Annotated in this window: 12 protein-coding genes; 2 read left to right on the top strand and 10 right to left on the bottom strand. The window is 35.2% G+C overall.

Annotation, left to right across the window (positions count from 1 at the left end):
* Positions 1–27 precede the first annotated feature (27 nt).
* The 6 genes from IGL15_RS02765 to IGL15_RS02740 all read right to left on the bottom strand — a co-directional run bounded on the left by IGL15_RS02765 (position 28) and on the right by IGL15_RS02740 (position 6,163).
* Positions 28–912 carry a diacylglycerol/lipid kinase family protein gene (locus IGL15_RS02765; RefSeq protein WP_002291161.1) on the bottom strand — a complete coding sequence of 295 codons (885 nt, stop codon included), beginning with the start codon at positions 910–912 and terminating at the stop codon, positions 28–30.
* A gap of 94 nt (positions 913–1,006) precedes the next feature.
* Positions 1,007–1,444 (bottom strand): hypothetical protein, encoded by a 438-nt coding sequence (locus IGL15_RS02760; RefSeq protein ID WP_002321907.1) that lies wholly within the window; start codon positions 1,442–1,444, stop codon positions 1,007–1,009.
* 216 nt (positions 1,445–1,660) lie between these two features.
* On the bottom strand, positions 1,661–2,572 hold the full coding sequence (locus tag IGL15_RS02755; RefSeq protein WP_002288548.1) for a peptidylprolyl isomerase: 912 nt from the start codon (positions 2,570–2,572) through the stop codon (positions 1,661–1,663).
* Between the two features lie 456 nt (positions 2,573–3,028).
* Positions 3,029–3,457: a hypothetical protein gene (locus tag IGL15_RS02750; protein ID WP_002288545.1), complete on the bottom strand. Its 429-nt coding sequence runs from the start codon at positions 3,455–3,457 to the stop codon at positions 3,029–3,031.
* Positions 3,458–3,484: 27 nt separating this feature from the next.
* Positions 3,485–4,123 (bottom strand): ABC transporter ATP-binding protein, encoded by a 639-nt coding sequence (locus IGL15_RS02745; protein WP_002291166.1) that lies wholly within the window; start codon positions 4,121–4,123, stop codon positions 3,485–3,487.
* A 3-nt stretch (positions 4,124–4,126) separates the two neighbouring features.
* The gene (locus tag IGL15_RS02740; protein ID WP_104765551.1) at positions 4,127–6,163 is read right to left on the bottom strand and encodes a DUF1430 domain-containing protein; all 2,037 of its coding nucleotides are present in this window, start codon (positions 6,161–6,163) and stop codon (positions 4,127–4,129) included.
* Positions 6,164–6,288: 125 nt separating this feature from the next.
* Here IGL15_RS02740 and IGL15_RS02735 point away from each other — a divergent pair, with 125 nt between their 5' ends.
* Positions 6,289–6,954 (top strand): helix-turn-helix domain-containing protein, encoded by a 666-nt coding sequence (locus tag IGL15_RS02735; RefSeq protein ID WP_002300116.1) that lies wholly within the window; start codon positions 6,289–6,291, stop codon positions 6,952–6,954.
* Positions 6,955–9,325: 2,371 nt separating this feature from the next.
* Here IGL15_RS02735 and IGL15_RS02730 read toward each other — a convergent pair.
* The 4 genes from IGL15_RS02730 to IGL15_RS02715 all read right to left on the bottom strand — a co-directional run bounded on the left by IGL15_RS02730 (position 9,326) and on the right by IGL15_RS02715 (position 16,998).
* Positions 9,326–10,156 (bottom strand): class C sortase, encoded by an 831-nt coding sequence (locus tag IGL15_RS02730; RefSeq protein WP_002333168.1) that lies wholly within the window; start codon positions 10,154–10,156, stop codon positions 9,326–9,328.
* 91 nt (positions 10,157–10,247) lie between these two features.
* Complete coding sequence (locus IGL15_RS02725; protein WP_104765490.1) at positions 10,248–12,125, bottom strand: SpaH/EbpB family LPXTG-anchored major pilin; 1,878 nt, start codon at positions 12,123–12,125, stop codon at positions 10,248–10,250.
* Positions 12,122–13,543 carry a SpaH/EbpB family LPXTG-anchored major pilin gene (locus IGL15_RS02720; protein WP_104765489.1) on the bottom strand — a complete coding sequence of 474 codons (1,422 nt, stop codon included), beginning with the start codon at positions 13,541–13,543 and terminating at the stop codon, positions 12,122–12,124. Before IGL15_RS02720 ends, IGL15_RS02725 begins: the two co-directional genes overlap by 4 nt.
* Before the next feature lie 2 nt (positions 13,544–13,545).
* A complete protein-coding gene (locus IGL15_RS02715; protein WP_104765488.1) occupies positions 13,546–16,998 on the bottom strand; it encodes a SpaA isopeptide-forming pilin-related protein in 3,453 nt (1,150 codons plus the stop codon).
* A gap of 354 nt (positions 16,999–17,352) precedes the next feature.
* On the opposite strand from IGL15_RS02715, the gene IGL15_RS02710 reads away from it, so the two are divergent.
* A complete protein-coding gene (locus IGL15_RS02710) occupies positions 17,353–18,849 on the top strand; it encodes a helix-turn-helix domain-containing protein (protein WP_010718305.1) in 1,497 nt (498 codons plus the stop codon).
* Positions 18,850–18,928: the final 79 nt, after the last annotated feature.

Below are 18,928 nucleotides of genomic sequence, written 5' to 3'. Positions count from 1 at the left end.
GCCAACTCCTCGGTCACAACCTCCATTTTAACAATAAACCTGTAAATGTGAGGGCAATACTTTGATTGTCACAGGTAATTTATCCCCTTCATCTCCATCAACATTCGTCGTCAATTCTTCCTCATCAGCTAATGACACAACTAATTGCTCACAAGTAAGGTAGGCTAGATTTTTCGTAGATTCATCTACTCCTTTTAATAGGTCTGGCAATGTTTTAAGCGTATCGATCAAAGAAGAATCTTTTAAATAAACCAAATGGAGCTTACCATCATCCACTTTTGCATTTGGAAGTAATGTTTCAAAACCGCCGACTGAGTTAGTTAGTCCTATCAGCAAGGTACTGCTCTCAATTTCTTCCTTCTTTCCATCAACTTCTACGTGAAACGAGTAGGATTGTGTGGAAGCTAACTGTTTGATTCCTGACATGAAATAAGCTAGTTTTCCAAATTTCGTCTTCTTCTCCGCATCTACATCATTGATTGCTTCAGGGATAGAGCCAATTGCGACGACATTCATAAAATAGTCGTCATTTATTTTTCCAATATCCAATGGCTTGACTGATTCAATCGAAAAATGATTGATCGCTTCCTCAGGTTCTAGCGGTATCCCTAATGCTCGAGCCAAGTCATTCACCGTACCCAATGGGAAAAATCCGAAATTTGGCCGATGTTCTTGTTCAGCGATTCCACTGATTCCTTCGTTGACTGTTCCATCTCCGCCCATGACAAACACACTATGATACCCTTCCGTAGCCGCTTCGCGAGTAAAGTTTTTTGCATCCCCTGCTTTTTTTGTATGCAAGACGACCACTTCATCAAACACCGATTCCAATTTTGCTATCGCTAATTGCTCAAATTCCTTTGCTTGTTCACCGCCTGAACTGGGGTTTACCACTAATAAAACTTTTTTCATCACTTTCTTTCCCTTCTGATTGATTTCTTTAATATAACGATAGCATAAAGAAAAAAATTAGGCTGTGATGAAGTACTGTTCATGAAACATTCATTTATTTTTTGACAAGATAAAACATCCATACTATGAAACTGAGGAAAATTAAAACAATGATATAGGAAATAAAAGAAAATGATAGGCATTGTATACCTAATAAAGTAAAAATCTTAGGTGGCAGATAAAAACACAAAAATAGCAAGAGAATGTAATAGCGTTTCTTCCACTTTTTGTTATCAGACCTTATAGCGATCAGAGGAATACCAAATGCATAACTGAAAAACTCTTGATGTACTGTTAATATGTCACGGCCTTGAATAATAAATGCGACAATCCCCGCTATAATTAGTGTGCCTAACACCAAAACGGAAAATTGATGAATATATTTTATATACAAATGATCCATTGTACTTCCTGCCTTTTTATTTGTGAGAAAAACAAATCCGTATACGTGAATAACTTCTAGAAATAAAAGAAATTTGCAAAACCACTCCATTTATCTACTTCTACGTGCATTTTTTGATATTGTTTTCTTTATTTAAGATTATACAGAAAAATATCTAGGGTCGCTGGATTCTAAGTAAAAAAAATTTTTAAAATAAAAAGAACTAAATCAAGTAGTAATTAAACTACTGTTGATTTAGTTCTAATAAAAAGATTTAGATGAACAGTTTTATTGATTTAAATAGTTCATATTTTTTATTTATACCGCTTATTTACTACTTGCTGTACTAGAATCTGAAGTGAATGTACTCAAAACATTTTCAAAGTCTTTGTCTTTGATTTTTACATTAGCGTCTTTCAATACTTCGCCAATTACTTTATTCTGGAAGGTACTGTCACTTAATTTTGTGTCTGTTGCAATTTCTTTCAATTCTTTTTTGTATTTATCCATGTCGTTGCCTTTGTTTTGGTTTTTCACCATTTTAACCACATAATATTCCGTAGTATAAGTTGAAGCATTGGTAGAAGTGATCACATCAGAAACTTGACCATCTTTCAACTTAAAGGCTGCTTCTTTGACTTCTGCCGGAACCGTTGTAGTAGTGGAATCAAATTTCACTTTTCCGCCATCTTCTTTTGTCGTAGTATCAGTTGACTTGTCTTTGGCTAATTTAGAGAAATCGTCTCCCTTATCAGCAGCTTTCTTCACATCTTTTGCATCATCTTCACTTGCTACTTGGATAATTTGAGCTTCCACTTCTGGATGGAAAGATTCCCAAGCCGTTTTTAAATCTTCATCGGTCAATTTGATATGTTTCTTTAGACCTTCTTGAAAGGCTAGACTTTGTTTGATACTGTCTTTGAATGTTTGTTCTGTGTAACCTGCAGATTTCAATTGTGAATCAAATGAATCACCCAATTGTTTCTTTGTTTGATCATATTGAGAATCGATTTCTTTGGTTGATACGTCATCTCCATATTTATCTTCAAATACTTGATAAACGATCAACTGTTGCACAGCGGAATCTGCTCCTTGCATTTTTTTCAAGCTATCCATTACTTCTTGTTCGCTGATTGTACCGCCTTTATAACTAACGGCTGTTTTTTCACCGGCATTCGTACAGCCTGACAATAAGCCAGTGCCTAGTACGATGGCAAGTGCTAAAAATCTTTTTTTCATTTATCAATTCTCCTACTTTTCGTTTTTTGCGAATTGCTAAAAACAAAGGTGTTCAAGATGAAAATCATCAAGAACACCTTTACTAATCTGCTCGATACGTCCTGAATAGATATAAGGCTACACAATCCAGAAAGTTCGCTCAGCAGAATAAATGTCAAGTAGCACATCACACCTTAATATACTACTTCTTTTGTTACCGTTTTTCAAGTCTATCTTGCGTTCCGTATTTAACGTAACTAATTCTTAGAACAAATGTTATCGATTTTGTTTTTCTTCTTCCGCTGCTGGGATATTCAAATCAGACACTTTTATGTTCGATTTTCCAGACATTTTTTTGTTGTTTTTATTATGATATATTTTTATACAACTAAAAATGAATATATTAAAACTACCAAAAATAACTTTTAACGCTGTTTCATTATATGTTTTTTCTATTTTATATAAACTTTTGGATACTTAATACCAACCGGTTGGATTGTACCAACATGAGAATGTGTCAGTTCTATTTCCTGTCGCACTTGCATAGGCCCATACTCCTTTTGTTGCATTTGCTGATCGAATAGAGTTTCCAACTTTCGCTTTTGCACCGTGACGATTATAGACACGACTATAGTGGTTAGAATGACCTGTTTTTCTCGTACAAGTTGTATCACTATAATAAACCCATCTTCCAGAGCTATGATTAATTGCTGTTCTAGAAATTTCCCGGTCTACTGGTAAATTTGACTTAATAATATTACCTTTAGCATCAAAATGAATCTCTCCTGGCTTTAAAGATTTGTAATAGATTTCACCGTGAACTGAATTTGCTTCCACTTCAGATGACATAGCGTTTCCTCCAACAAAACCTATCCCTAGTGCACAAATAATAACTGCTTTTTTCATAAAACGACATCCTTTCCTTTTTGATTTTTAAAGCATGATCTTCTTGTTTCCTATTTTGGTCAGATATGGATCATGCGTGACTACGATAACTAACGTACCTTGGGAAGCTTGTTGCGATAAGATTTCAACTACTTTATCCTTATTTCTTTTATCCAATGACCCAGTCGGTTCATCGGCTAAAATGATTTTGCTATTCTTCAATAAGACTCTCGCACAGGCGATTCTTTGCTTCTCACCACCAGATAATGTGTAGATAGGCGTACTTAGCTTCTTGTTTATATTTACTTTTTTCAATGCCTCATACTTTGCTGTTCGCTTATCTGAAACATTTAAATTCGAAAACTTCAATCCAATATCTAAATTAAAATCGATTGTTTCATATTCAATCAACCCAAAATCTTGAAAAAGAAAAGATATGGTATTTCTTTTTATCAAGCGCTTCTCTCTCCCAGTTAATTGTTTCGTCTCTTGATCGAACAAATAGAATTGTCCTGAACTGAACTGATCATTCAATCCTAATATATTCAATAACGTACTTTTACCTGCTCCACTTTCTCCAACAACAGTCACAAGATCCCCAGCATCCGCAGTGAAACGATCCAAATGAAGAATCGTTTTGTTTCGAATGATTTTTTTCGCACCTTTTATCACTATCAACGGCTCCAATTGTTAACCTCCATTCATCAGCAATAACTGACTTTTCTTTTCTGTAGACAAAATAAAAACAACTGAAAGAATAAAATCAATGAAGCTAAAGAAAAAAATATTAAAAAGATATTTAGGCTCTCTTTCTATAAGAAAAAGGAAGATTACACTTGTCGTTCCCCATTTGATGAGGTTCATCATGAAGAAATCTTTATACGTTTCAAAGAGCGAATAACCACTTGAACGAAAGATAGCGATTTTCCGACAATTGTAGACAAAATATATGCATAACATGACATAGCTCAACAAGAAGAAAGAAAAGAAAGTGAGTAAAAATATCTGTATCAAGTAATGAAATGATCTGCTTAACACTTTGACAGCTATCTCTTCAGTCTGAGTATACGGAAATGATAACTGCAAGTTATCACGTAACTGACTTTCTTCAATCAGCTCAAATAACCTTTCTTTCGACAAAGAGCCTATCTTGATCTTTAACGGTGGATAGATTTCTCCGCTGAGAATATTTCTTTCCAAATACGTACTGTTTTTCAATGTCAGTATTTCAACAACCGGATAATGTTCGATCCAGGGGATAGAAGGAATAAATGTATAAATGGGTTGATTGTTTTTTATAAATAGAAATTTCGGTTCTTTTTCACTGATTTCTTGATAATATTCTGTTATTTGCGCCAGGTCATTTTTTAAATCTGTATGTCTATATCGTTCAGGGATCAATATAACAGGGTGCGTTTCTTTTTCGGTTATTTGGATCAACCTTCCAGAGACATCAATCAAAGGAAATTTCTTAAGATAATTCAGATTTATTTTTATCCCTCTGCCAAACTGTTCATTTTCTTCATTCAAGTAATCTGATACATTGACTAATATACTTTCGTTTTTATTCAAAGTTTCATATAATTCCTGATCTGCTGCTGATGCAAAACGATTGGAATAAATAAAATCCACGTGGTTTTTCCCGATGGTTACTGGATAAAATACATGATAGTCCTCACCAGCGATTTCTTTTGGTGGTTCATGGGAAACAGCTAACTGTGAAGAAGAAAAAACGATAGTTGCTAATTCGACATTGGCAACGGTCAAAAGAAGAGAAAACAACAATCCAAATGTAAAAAGAATGTATTGGATATAGTTGAACGCTTCTCTTAACGAAGCGATTTTTTCAACTAATAAAAGAGAAATCAAAGAGATACCATATATTCCGCTGAACAAGAAAACGTACATCTGGAACAAATAAAGAAATTGCTCCTTATAATACATAAAAATAAAACCACCAATGATTCCTGCAATTATGAATGTAATAATGATTTTCTTTTTCCCCAATAAACACCACAATACTTGATGTAATGAAAAGTCATTATTCAACAATAAACTGATTTCTTTATTCATCAATAAGAAAAAGGATGATAACAAAAGGAATAAAAGAATCAATCCAATAGTTAAATACACTCGATAATTATATACGTCTGTATTTGAAATAACCGAATACGAATAGCTATTTTCAAAGTCTTCAAAAATATTAGTGGCATAATCAGTGTGAAATGCTTGATTGAATCGATCAGTGAATAGTGAAATGAACCGTTCATAGGCTTCTTTTTCTCTCGTCATCAAGAAAAATTCACCTTCAAAATCTTTTATTTTGATCGATTCTTCAATGGACGTTACGCGAAAGGAGGTATTAGAATAGGGTACCTTCTCGTGAGAAGATTTGACATCCCCTTGATAATACAATGTCATTTCAAGCTTTGGCTGTATCTTGAAGTTCCAAGATGTATCTACTTCATTGGATTCATTTACTGTTTTTTTCATATAAGAAAGCTCAGTTTCTGATGAGACATTTTCAAATACCATGATTAGCTGCTCATATTCTTCTTGCCCAATAAAATGTTGTGGCAATCGAATCGGAGTATAAGTATCTGTTTGATGGAAAAATTCATTTGTCCGATAGAGTACCTGTTTATTTATACTAACCAAGGCAAAACCACTCATGATACCGGTCACTATGATTGTGAGTAAAACTGTGAACTTTTTTTTGATTATCACCACTCTCCCTTACTTAAATGATTCTTTGATAAAATCATACCGTTTTTCATCAAAAAAACGTATCTATCAAGTGTATAGGTCATGTAGAATAAATCTATATACTGTAGAATCGAAAGGAGAAGAAGATGAACATCGGAGAAAAAATACGAACTTACCGCAGAAATTGTAAGCTTACGCAAAAAGAATTAGGCGAAAAAATTGGTGTTTCCGATAAAACGATTTCTAGTTGGGAAAATTCTCGTACAATGCCAGACCTTGAAATGCTGTCACTTTTACATCATACTTTAGGTCTGCCGATTGATTTTCCTTCTATTGAATCAGCTACCGAATCAATAGAACCAACATTGCCAGATGAACCTCTTGTTAACAAGAAATCTTATTCATCAAAACAACCCTTCTCACTCAAAAAGACACTATCTTTCTTTCTGCTCGTCTTTTGTTTGGTCTATCTTTTTCTTATCAATTATCAATACAAAAATGAAACGATCGATCGATTCAATCCTTTTTTGAAACCACAAATCGGCTATACCACACTCCCTGTAGGATACGTGGACAATTCCATCGAACGTTGGGTATGTAATGATATCTTTGGCCATGGTACATGGCTGTCTTTTCACGCTGGAGAGGTAGAAAAAGAGAAAAACCATGCTGTAATCAAACACAAAGGAAAACACGTCATGAACGTTCGCCTGCTCACTTGGGAAGCCATTCCCTCAGATTACCAAGAAATCCTCAGCCAAGACTATGACGACGCCTTAAAAAGAAGCCCTCAGGAGCCAGATAGGCATTAAGTAGGAGATGAACGTAGAGATAGAAAAAATCAATGCACATGATCTTATCCAAAAAACAGGGGTACAAATTAATTGAAAAAGCCTTGAGATGAAAGTTCCTAAATAAAAAAGTTCAGAATGATAGGTATTTCTGGCTTATAGTATAATATTTACGCCACAGCCTCCCAATGATTCTTTTTGGAATCATAATCAAGGATGGACATTCACAAAAATATTTTGCTCATTCGATCCGAATAGATTAACGACCAATCTAGTAAGTAATATAGATTGGTACGTAGTCAAGCTGCACATAATTTAGATCAATTTTAGTTCTTTTTTATATTTCTATGATCTGCTCATTTACTTTTATATGATGGCTTACAGTAACATAAATAAATATGATAATCGCTGGTAGTTTATCCAAGAGTACTCAATAAAATACAAAATGGATTGTTCAAGCGCCTATCATAATGATAAAATGAAACAAATAAACGATACAAGGAGGAAGAGACTTTGAGTAATGGCAGAACAATTTTTTCATTGTAAAAATTGTTCAGTTGTTAATCTATGGGATTTCGGTAGCATGGGCATTTTTTTATAGAGGAATCACACCAACCTGGCCGTTTTATCTCTTGTTAGTGGGAATATTAGTAGGAAATTTTGCCCCTCTTCACTATCGTACGAACTTTTTTCCAACTGATTCTGGCCTTTTTCTTAAAACAAAGACGCGAAAATTAGAAAACATTATTGAAATGACAATTACCTGTATAATCATTTTCTTAGTTATATTCCTAAACGTCTTCTAATAAGAATCTCTTAAAATTAGCTTGTTACAGTTAGTTACCTAGTTTATATAACACAGTTATCTTATCTTCCTTATCAACATCTTTTGCCAACTCTTTGTCTTAAATTCGAAACATATAAGCAGAGCTACGAACACCAAGACTGTTTCGGCTCTGTTTTTTGCATCAAATTCACTCTTATATAGCTGATAATCTCGGCTCTTTAAAAGAAATTATTTTCGCTTCATTTTATTATAAAAAGGCTAGGAACCTTGATGTTATCAGGTTCCTAGCCTTTATTTAAGTATTACCCCACAGACCCTTCCAATGACTCTTTTGGGAATCAGAGTAAAGGAATAAGCTTTGTATAGATATTTCATTTAACAAATTACTATAGACTGACAGTATATAGCAGCAGATATTATCATCGGGAACGTAGCCAATATCGTAACCAAAACAGCAGGTAGAGAAGTTATTTGAGGATTCAAGTTATTCTGTTTCAGCTATGAAGTTAAGTTCATTTACTATAATTGAAGATAATTGATTTTTTTCTAAATGATTCACGTATTTTTTTAAGCTCTTTAGTAATTGTTGATTAAGGGTTATTGTATCTCTTTATTACAACTTAAGATATTTCTTACCTATCTGATTAGTTTCATATCTTTTTGAATTTCTTCCATATCAATAATCTTATGTTTATTTACGACTCAAAGATAAAGTTATGGATAGTTGATCGATTAAGTACAATAGATATTTGCAAGAATTATCTAAATCTGAAAATAAAGTTGATTTTATCATAAAGATATTATAAAAAGAAGAAACGGTGACATAAGTCGCTAAAAAAGAAGCATGTGTAACTCTTCAGATCAATTCTCCCTATATTTAGTCGTCCAAGAGAATAAATATGATTTAAGCGCAATGGGATTGACAAAAATAGATACTGGAAACATTGAAGATAAATATAAAAAATAAGGAGCACTCGAAAAAATAAGCCATTTTCGAGTGCTCTTTATTTTTTATAGAGTGTAACTAACTTATGTCACACCTCCAATTTATTCGTATTTCTTAGCGCTCAATTACTTACATAGATAGTTAAAAACATCAGCGCTACTTCCAACAACTAAGATTAGTGATTCAGTTAAATTAATATTTTGATAGAGATTAGATAAGACAACGATGATTGAACATCACATTGTAAATGATCATTGAAACTTTCGACACCTTATTTATTTTTTGTTAACGTCAAAGATTTGTAAACACTCCCAATTATTGATGGTATTCAAATGACACTAAGCAAGATCAAATCAGTCGTTTTCCATGTACTATTAAGAGACAAAAATGTGTATACGTACCAGTGATCAAGAGATAGATAGATCGAACAATGATCGAATACTTGGAAAACTTTCTTTACCTTTATAAAAATTAGACTATGAAATAATGTAGAAGAAAAGCAAATTTAATAACGCTGCGATTCCATGTGTAACTGTATTTAATACTTAATTGATGAATTCGTGCTTTCGTCTAAATTCTATCTCCATCTTATTACACTCCGTTTCATTCGTGAGATTCCACTATACACAAAAGATATTCTGTTTACGTAAACTATATACTTACTTTTTTAAAAATTTTATTAGGATCACTAAAAATAGCAACAAGAGCACACCGATCAAACCGCTTACAAGTAAAAATGCAGTACACTTTGCCTGTTTCACTTTTTCTAAGGATTCCTTTATTTCTTCTGGTTCAACAACGATTCTGTGTCCACGCACCAGTAAACGGTGACTGTTGATCATATACGGAGTACAAGTAACCAGTGTGACTAGATCTTGATCTTCTTGGATTTGCAGCGCTTCTGTTTCTGTGGGTTCTACGGTTTTGATTTGATCGACTTGATACGCAAGATACTGTCCGTTAATTTCAATATAAAAGTGATCTTTTATTTTTAATTGAGGTAAATTTGTAAACAATTTTGCTTGCGACAAGCCTCTATGGCTAGAAAGTACCGCATGTGTCGATTTGCCTCCAATAGGGTATGAGGTTCCCTCGAGCAGACAAGCTCCTTTTTCCAATAGTTTCATCGTTGTTTGATCAAAAATCGGTAAGTTGACATTGATTTTGGGGATCGTCAAAATACCGATCGTATGTTTCTCAAAATAGGTTCTATCCTTTTTCACAGGTTCTTTTTTCTTAGTAAAGGGATCTGCACCTGGATTTCCACCTTCTTTTGCTAATTGCTGGTTTTTCTTTGTCATGTTTTCTTGGATTTTAGCCATGACTTCTTCATTTTCTTTGACCGCTTGTTGCTGATAATGAGAGATGATCTGCTGATCCAGATAATTATTCAGCGCGTCGCTAACAAATGGATAAGCTAGTATCCCTATTCCTGAGAGAAGCAAGAAAAGCATCAGCAGATCTAGAAGTTTCCTTTTCTTTGGTTTCATTTGTGTTCTCCTTGTGATGACTGTTTGATAATAAAAGAAAAAGGAGCATTTGCGTAATCCGCTGCTCCTTTTTCCAATTCTTGCAAAAAGACTAAATCTGACTGTGCTTGCGTCTAGCAAAGTACAGTCCAGCAATCAATAGAAGGACTACTCCTGCACCGATATACACATAGATTCCCTTACCGCCTGTTGAAGGAAGTGTACCTTTGTGTTTATTTGGTATTTTTTCAGGAGAAATCAACTGTCCTGCTGTTACATAAGATTGTTCATCGATAGTACATGCTACACGGTTTGTTAATGGAACATATTTTTCTGGCGCTTTCGTTTCTTCCAGATAGTACGTGCCATATTTTAGACCTGTCACATCGATTAAACCGTTACTTGTGGTTGTAAAAACCGTTGCTGATTCTTTCGCCGATACCCAGCTGACGGCTTTTGTGGATGGGTCGATCGATAAATATTTCGCTGTGTCACTATCTTGATCACGAACGACGAATTCTGCTCCAGCAAGTGTTTGGTCTGATGTAACGTCACCATCTACTTTAACAAATCGTTTGCCCCCAGTAACGACATCGACTGACGGTGGTGTTTGATCATTTGTATGCCCGTTATCGACATTTGCTTGGTTAGAAAATCCTTTGGTTGGATCTGCTTTTTCGTTCAAATGCATATAGTAAACGAATTTCAATGTACCGCCAGGAGTTAATGAAGGAATATAATTCGGATCAACTGAAACCGTGAATCCGTCTGTTTGCTCAGTGACAGAATAATTTACTGGGTCTATTTCTTTATTTCCATCATATAAGGCATAAGCATACGTTCCTGAAGAATCATTATCAAATGTTAAAGCAGCGTCATGAGTATCGATAAGTTTGAATGTTGTGTACTTGTTTTGCGTTCCTTCTTTATCAGCGATACCTAATGGGATATTGACAGAAATCTCATATTGAATTTTTTCACCGATTGCGACATCTTTTCCATTCAATTGAGGTGTTGTTTTATCAACTTTAGACGTATCATTTTTGATGGTCTTTTCTACTGGTGTTTGGCTATTTGCCAGGATCTCAAAAGGCGTGATTGTTTGCTTTTCAATCATTTCCGCATTATCAGGAGCTTTTACTTCTTCTAAATTATATTTTCCAACTTCTAAATGATTAACGATCAACTGGCCTTTTTCAATAGATGCCTCGGCAAAGTCATTGTTGCCGATGTCATAAGAATGACCAGTAATGAAATGTTTGGCTTTGGTTTGATCAGTTGTCCAAGTGTACAATCCATCTGTGACACTTTGGATGTATTTTTTGACGCTTGGTGTTCCTTCTTCTTTAGAAATAATAAATTCTGCTCCATTTAGTGCTTCGTTTTCGGCAGTACCGATTTTTGTAACTTTCAACGTTCCATCATTACCGACTGTATTTTTAGGGTAGAGATGGATAGTATCTAGTTCTTCTGTCCCGTATTTATAAGAGCCATCTGCTTGTTTGATCATCTCATATACAGGGAAAGCTAAAACCATGTTTGCGGCAGCTGACACTCCGTCTTTTGGTTCTTCTTTGATCGTGTAGACTGCATCTTTCCCATTTTGTTTTTTAGGTAAAGATAAAGTGACATTTCCATCAGCATCTGTCGTTCCTGAAGTAACTGGTGTACCAGGAGTCAAAGACTGGACTGCTTGTTTTGCTGCATCCACGGACGCTCCTTTATCTCGTTGCGCATAAAATTCTTGAGTGACGTTATAAACTGAAAATGAAATATCGGCTAATCCTTGGTATTGATCGAATTCGCTCATTTCTTTCCCGCTGTTTTGGATTAAAGGATCGGGTAAATCAGTCATTTTCTTTTTATGAAGGATGACTTGAGCTGCTGTCTCCTCTGCAAACACTTTTTTTGCGCCGAAGCTGTTTGTGAGTAATGGTAAAATAAGGAAAAGTACTCCTAACATAACGTTTATTTTTTTATGATTTTTCATTTTTTCACTCCTGTTCTTTTTTTGATAAACAACCAGATTGCAAAGCTTGCGAATACCATACCAACAACGCCTAAAAGTGTATTTTTCGTTTCGTTTGTTTTTGGAAGAAATGGACGGCTATTTTCTTTTTTATTGACTACTTTCAATATACTGTCCGCCTCTTTATCCTCAGAAAGAAAAGTTGAAATGGTAAACGGAATTTCTGTTTCACTTAAAATATAACCAGAAGGTGCTTCGATCTCTTTTAATCGATAACTTCCTGTTTTCAACCCGGAAATTGAAAAAGCGCCATTTTTATCGGAAATCAGGTGAAGCGCATCTGATTCGTTCTTTGTCCACTTGTATCCGTTGGCTGTTTGCTGGAGGTAATTTCCTGCTTTGCTTTTAATAAGGAATACTGCGCCAGCTAATCGTTTATCTGGTTTATTTGTCTCGATTTTGACAAATTGCTTACTCCCTGTATATACAGAGACTTTCTTTGTACTGATACCAAAACCAAAATCCAGTGTTCCGTTGTTGTTGATTTCCTTGTTCGCCTGTGCTGTACTGCTTAGCTGCATCTGATAAGAAATGGTCAGTTTTTTTCCAGCATATTTTTCCAACGAAGGGATCGAAAATAAAACATCAAATCCGTGAGGTTTCTTCTGTATGACAAAGCCTTCTGTCAGCTTTTCTCCATTCGATGAAATCGTTAAACTATTAGGTAAAAACGTTAATGCTTCATCCGCACTATCTGACAATTCGAACTTTTGATAGTCAAGGATATTTACAGGAATTGTCGTATGCAAGGAATAAGTGATTTTTTCACCAATCGTAAAATCATTTCTAGGCTCTTCTAATACCTTCTCAAAAGGTGGATCAGGGTAGTCGTTTTCTTCATTTTTAGGATACAAATGGATAGTTGAAAGTTTTTGATTGTTTTGTCCATGTACAGGAAGAACAACTACCATATTCTCTGCCTTTTCTTTGACGACTTCTGGTGCTTTGGATTCAATGAAAAGATACGCTTTATCTCTTTTTTCTTGATCTTTAGCGGCCAGAGAAAAAGAAGCGATACCATCTTCGTTGTTAAGAGTTGTAGTTGTTGCTTCTGCGGTAAACGTACCGGAAGACGCACCGTTTTTTGCGATCTCTGTTTGTGCTTCTTCTACCGTTTTGCCCTTTTCCCGTAGATGGTAAAAAGAATCTGTGACATCATAAACTTGGAATGTGACACCATTTAATCCTCGATACGTTTGTAATAACGCTTTTTCTTGTCCGTCATTTGGATGATTTTTCGGCAGTTGCCCGTTTGGGAAAAGCAATTTGTGTAAAGTAATCTGAACCATTTCTGTTTCTGTTTCTGTTGCTGCCTGAGTAAAAGCTGGTTTAAATAGTAACAAGAAGAGACACATACTAAGCCAACCAAGTTTTTTCATATTTAGCTGCCCCCTCTTTCTTTTTTCAAAAAAAGATACCAAATAGAAAACGCACAACCAATCATCCCTACTAGATAGATTCCTAAACGGCCAATTCCTCCCGTTTCAGGTAATGGTACTTTTGCCTGATTCGTGATGTCTAAAGAAATCTGGTTGTTTTTGGCTCCTGGTGACAGAACAGATTCATGATCTTGTCCATCCACTTGAATTGACCCATCTTCGTGTATAACTATAGTAACTGGCTCTTTTAGACCTTGGTATCCTTCTGGTGTAAAAGTTTCGGTCAGCGTATAAGTTCCAGGTTTTAAATTTTCGAATAGAAAGGTATCTGTTTCTTGTCCATCTTTTGGCAATTCTAAGTCCATTTCTGGTCCCTGCAGTCTGAATTTTGCTCCTTTTAATGTCTGTCCGTTGTCTTCTTTTTTGTGTACCGTTAGATCAAACGCTTTTAGTCGATTTTGATGAGTGAGCGTCCATACATTATTTGTCATCTCGGTATTTTTTCCCGTGTAAATGATTTTTCCATATTTATCGATTTGGAATTCATAATTTCCCGGCGAAGTATCATATCCGGCAGGACCAGCTGTTTCAACGACTCGGTATTTACCAGGTGTGAGTGAATCAAAACTGGCAAGACCTTTTTCATTCGTTGTTTGGCTGTCAATTGGCTGATAAGTACCATTTGCTTCTTTTTTCTGTAGGGAAAATGCTGCTCCTTTAAGATTTATCTCTTTGTCCGTCCCTTGCATCGTATACTTACGTACTGCTATAGGAATTTCAACAAAAGGATTTTCAATGGTCAACTGGATCGTATCATCGGAAGTAGTGACTGTTTTTCCATCAATGGTTACCGTACCATCAGAAGCAATCTTGATTTCCCAAGTAGTCTTTTTGCTTAATTCATGACCTTCTGGAGCTTTTGTTTCTGTCAGTGTATAAGTCATTTCTTTTTGCAATTTGACATTTCCCGGAAGAGAATAGGTCCCATCACCATTATCAGTTAGTAAAGTATCAATAGAATCTCCTGTTAATTTGAAAACAGCGCCAATAAGATCCTTTTCTCCTGTAGAGGAATTTTTCGTTATTTTTAAGTCTAACGGTGTGAATTGTTTAGTATTCTTCCATGTCAGTGCGTCTATTTGTTGAGAATCATATCCTGGTACAGGTAGTTCTTTGCTTGTTTGGTAACTGAATGCTTGACCTTGATTATTATATTGAGGCAGTGATAGTATCTCTTGATAACTTTCTCCACTATTTGCAGAGAGTTTGTCGACGTCTGCACGTTCCCACGTATTTGCAGTATCTTCAGCTGGTTTAGTGATGCGGATATATCCGTTTTTCCAAGCTGCAGCATTTGTCGTATGTTCCCGTTGAATCTCAAAAGTAACTTGATCTGGACGATCAGCTAGATTGTTGTCAAATTCTTCCCATAACTTTTTGATGTGAAGACTGACTCCGGGAGCTTTAGCAGATGGTATACCGAATTCAGCTAATTCATTGGTATCAATGTTTGGCTGGAAAGTTGTCCTGCCGTTCATTTGATACCAGAAATTTGGATGGAAGTCCTCATTTTCTGTTTGGATTCTCACTTGGTAATGGATTTGGATTTCTTGGTCTTTTCCTAAATAGATCTGATTGCTCTTGATGGTATTTCCTTCTATGGAAATAGATGGAGTGACCGTTGTAGGACTTGTCCCCACACTCTTGACTGAAAGTGTACCAGGCTGATAAATGAATGGTTCTGCGATTGGATCATTTATTTGTCCATTGCTTACAGTTGCTGAGATCTGTACAGCTTTTTTGGCTAGGTATTCAGAGATATCTGTTGCATGATCAGCTGATTCATAGTAAAGATCGCCTTTTTCATCTGATGAAACCATTTGTCGCATACGAGACTCTACTTCTGCTTTTGAGAGACCAGCTGCCGGATCGCTTTGAAGTTGGATGCCAAGACCATGTATTTCGATTCCTCGTTCTTTGAGTGCCATCGCTTCTCCGATGGTTGCGATAAACGTACTGTCGATTCTTCTGGATAGATTGTTTTGGTCAGGTGCATCATAGATTCTTGAGATTCGAGAAGTATTTCCCGGCCGATCTTGCGTATTAGAAAACTGAGTTCCGTAATAATTGCTGCTTGATTGTGCGTGTACCCGCTGTACTTTATAGGAAAATGTTGGTACACCATCCGTCAGCAAAACGATCACTTTTTTATGTCCATTTGGAACGGATAGCATGTTTCCTGCATCTCTTAGTGCTTTTTGTGTAAAAGTACCACCATTTGTCCATGAAGGTGTAATGGATTTTACTTGATTTTTCACTGAATCAAATGAACCCATCTGTACTGCACCGTTACTGTAGCTATATCCTTCGATTGAGTAGCCGACATATCCCATATTGATTTTGTCTGTGATACCGCTATCTGCTAAAGTATCGACAAAACGATCGACACCAATCTTTACTTCACCGATCCGATTATTGTCGTTCATACTTCCAGACCAGTCTACGACCAATACGAGATCAAGAGGAGTGATATTTTTTTGAGTATTTCCTCGAACATTCAGATACAAGTCAAACAATCCAGGAGTCGCTGTTTCTTTGGCAAATTTTCGGATGGCATAATCGGCATCCTCTTTTTCCCCACCATATTCAATATAAGAATTGTTGCGATTGGTTGGATTGCCATCCCACCCATTCAGCCCGTCCCATTGCTGTTGTCCTTGGCGATTGCCCTGATGATTACGCACATATTGACTATTATCCGGTTGCCACATTGCCTTAGGGTATGTTCCTTGCTCATCTGTGGTATATTCTGGTTCAATCGTAGCTAACCCCTTAGGTTTCAACTGTGCATTAAATAATTGTGGTTGTTCAAACGGACGATATTCGTCTTTATCTAACGATGAATCATCCGATATCTCATGATTTTCATAAGAAGTTGATGTTTCAGACGTTTTTTCATTTGTTTGTGCAGTTTCCTGATTCTTATTATCTATAGAAAATGAAAAGGAAACAGGTTCGGATAAAAGTAACTGACCCGTTTTTTCTTCTATCTGAATATTGAGTTGAAATTCTTTGCTCGTACTCGGCAACTCAATGGTCCATTCTTTTTCTTCAATAGTTTGAGAAAAATAACCTGCTAGCCATTTTCGTTGTTGTTCATCTGTGTATTCTTGATATTCCTGAGAAACATAAGAGGAAAGCAGATTCGTTTCAGGTGCATCTTTTGAATGTAGCTGGAATAAAAATCGGGTTTCTTGCGTTTGCGCATTTAATCGATACAAGATCGTTAGCTGATGATCTATTTTCCTAATACTTACTTTGCCGTATTCATTGTTTAATACTTCTATGGTTGATTCTTCATTGGCTGCCACAGTCTCCCCTTTTTGGATATGGAAATAGGTGACGAAAAATAGAGAAAATAGACAGAAAACGATAAAATAATTTCGCTTCTTCATTTATGGATACCTCCTTAGAAAAAATTTAATATTCAATTAGATAATATAAAAAAAAGAAAAAATTCACCAATCTTTCTAATTCTCTTCTCTTTTGGCTCTAACTATTCAATCAGAGTTATTTTAAAGGAAATTAAACTTGAGATAGATTAATAAATATATCTAATAATTAGTTATTGAAAATAGGTTATTTATTCTTTTCTCTCAAAAAATATACTCATTAAGTGGTAATTTTGAGATAAATTAAAAAAAAATATTTCTAAATCCTGTATAGTTTTTTTAAAAAATCGAGACAAGTATTTACAAGAAAAAATAAATACGGTATTAATAATAAAAACATAAAAAGAAGGTGAAGAATTGATTGAAAAAATTTTATTAGATGACCATGCGAGAATGAAATTAAGCGTGTATGGAAAGGTGATGACCTTACGGCCGGGGGAATATAGTTTAGATCATGTACGAGAAAACTTAGATTTCTATTTCAGTGCGACTCGTTTCAAAAAAATCCTATGTGATATACAAGATGATTTAGAACAATTTACTGATATTAAACTGTTACATAATAAAAATAAGTTATCCATTCCTGAACAACTTGTTCAATATATCCAATACCAACATTACCTATCAACAGAAAGTGTTCCTTATAAATTATTGATCAGTCTTCTGACCGAACAAGATGAAAATCTTGCAGCTTTTTGCAATCGCCAATTTATCAGCCGCTCAACGTGTTTTCGGCAAACAAAAAAATTGGCTGAATATTTGAAGGAATACAATATCAACTTGAATTTATCGAATCTTACCTTATCTGGTTCTGAAATGCTGATTCGCATCATCTTTTTCAATTTCTTTTGGTTTGTTTCATTAGGGGAAAGCCTGGATAGCATTCCTTACAGCCAAGAAGTTCGTGCATTGATTTATAAGCACGAAGGATCGCAACACAAGAATAAGTTTGATTTAGGAAAAAAACAAGCCAGCCTCCATTGCCTGATTTGTTTGCTGAGGATCGAAAATAATCATTTTACGGATATCTATAGATTATCAAGAGATTCCTTTATTCCAAGCGAAACAAACATTGACTTTTTTTACGACTTCTTCAAAATTGCGAATCTTCGTTTAGATATCTTAGAGGTAAACTCTTTGTTTTACTTATTCTATTACTGGCCGCTTCTTACCTCTAATCAAGACATTCGTGTGCCGATCGTTCATCATTCGTATGAACAACCGAGCAATGAGGTCAAAGATATCTTAGAGGAATTTCAGAAGCATTGTCAGACATTTATTGGTACACTCCAGTTTGAAAAAGAGCCAGCTTTGCTTTTGAATCTCTATCTATCAATTGGTAATTTTAGCATGTTCAAGCAAAAAATTCCTTTGACCACACTATTTGTCTCTTCTTATATTAGAGATAAATACCCACTTTTACGTATCTTGACAATCAAAATCGAAGGTTTTTGGAAAAAAATCGCACAACGAAAAAACTATACATGGCTGAAATCATGCGTAAGTGAATTAGTCTTTCTACAAACCAGTTTACTTTATCCGTATTATTCAGAAATCGATGAAAACTATAAATTGAAAGTTGGGTTTGTTAACGTCTCTGAACATCTGATTTCCGCAGAAATCTTGAATTTAGGAAAGAAGATCCCCTTTGTAGATATCGAGCGACTCACACTTCCCATCACTGAAGAATACGACTTTTTCATCTTTGGTTCACCTCTACTGATTCCTGCTGGTCTTGATTCTTCTAAGTATATAGTCCTTGATCTTTGTCATTACAGCGATTTTGAAACTGATCTGTATCAACGTCTTTTAGAAGTTTATCATCTCAAATTACAAAATTTGTTCTCTAATTAGCTGATTTATGTAAAAAAGTGGCTATGACATAAGTTCCTAAAAAGAGCTGAACCCTTATCTATCAAGGGTTCAGCCATCG

It is taken from the genome of Enterococcus sp. DIV0436a (assembly GCF_051711605.1).
Taxonomy (GTDB): Bacteria; Bacillota; Bacilli; order Lactobacillales; family Enterococcaceae; genus Enterococcus_B; species Enterococcus_B faecium.
This window is presented reverse-complemented; position numbering and strand designations above follow the sequence as displayed.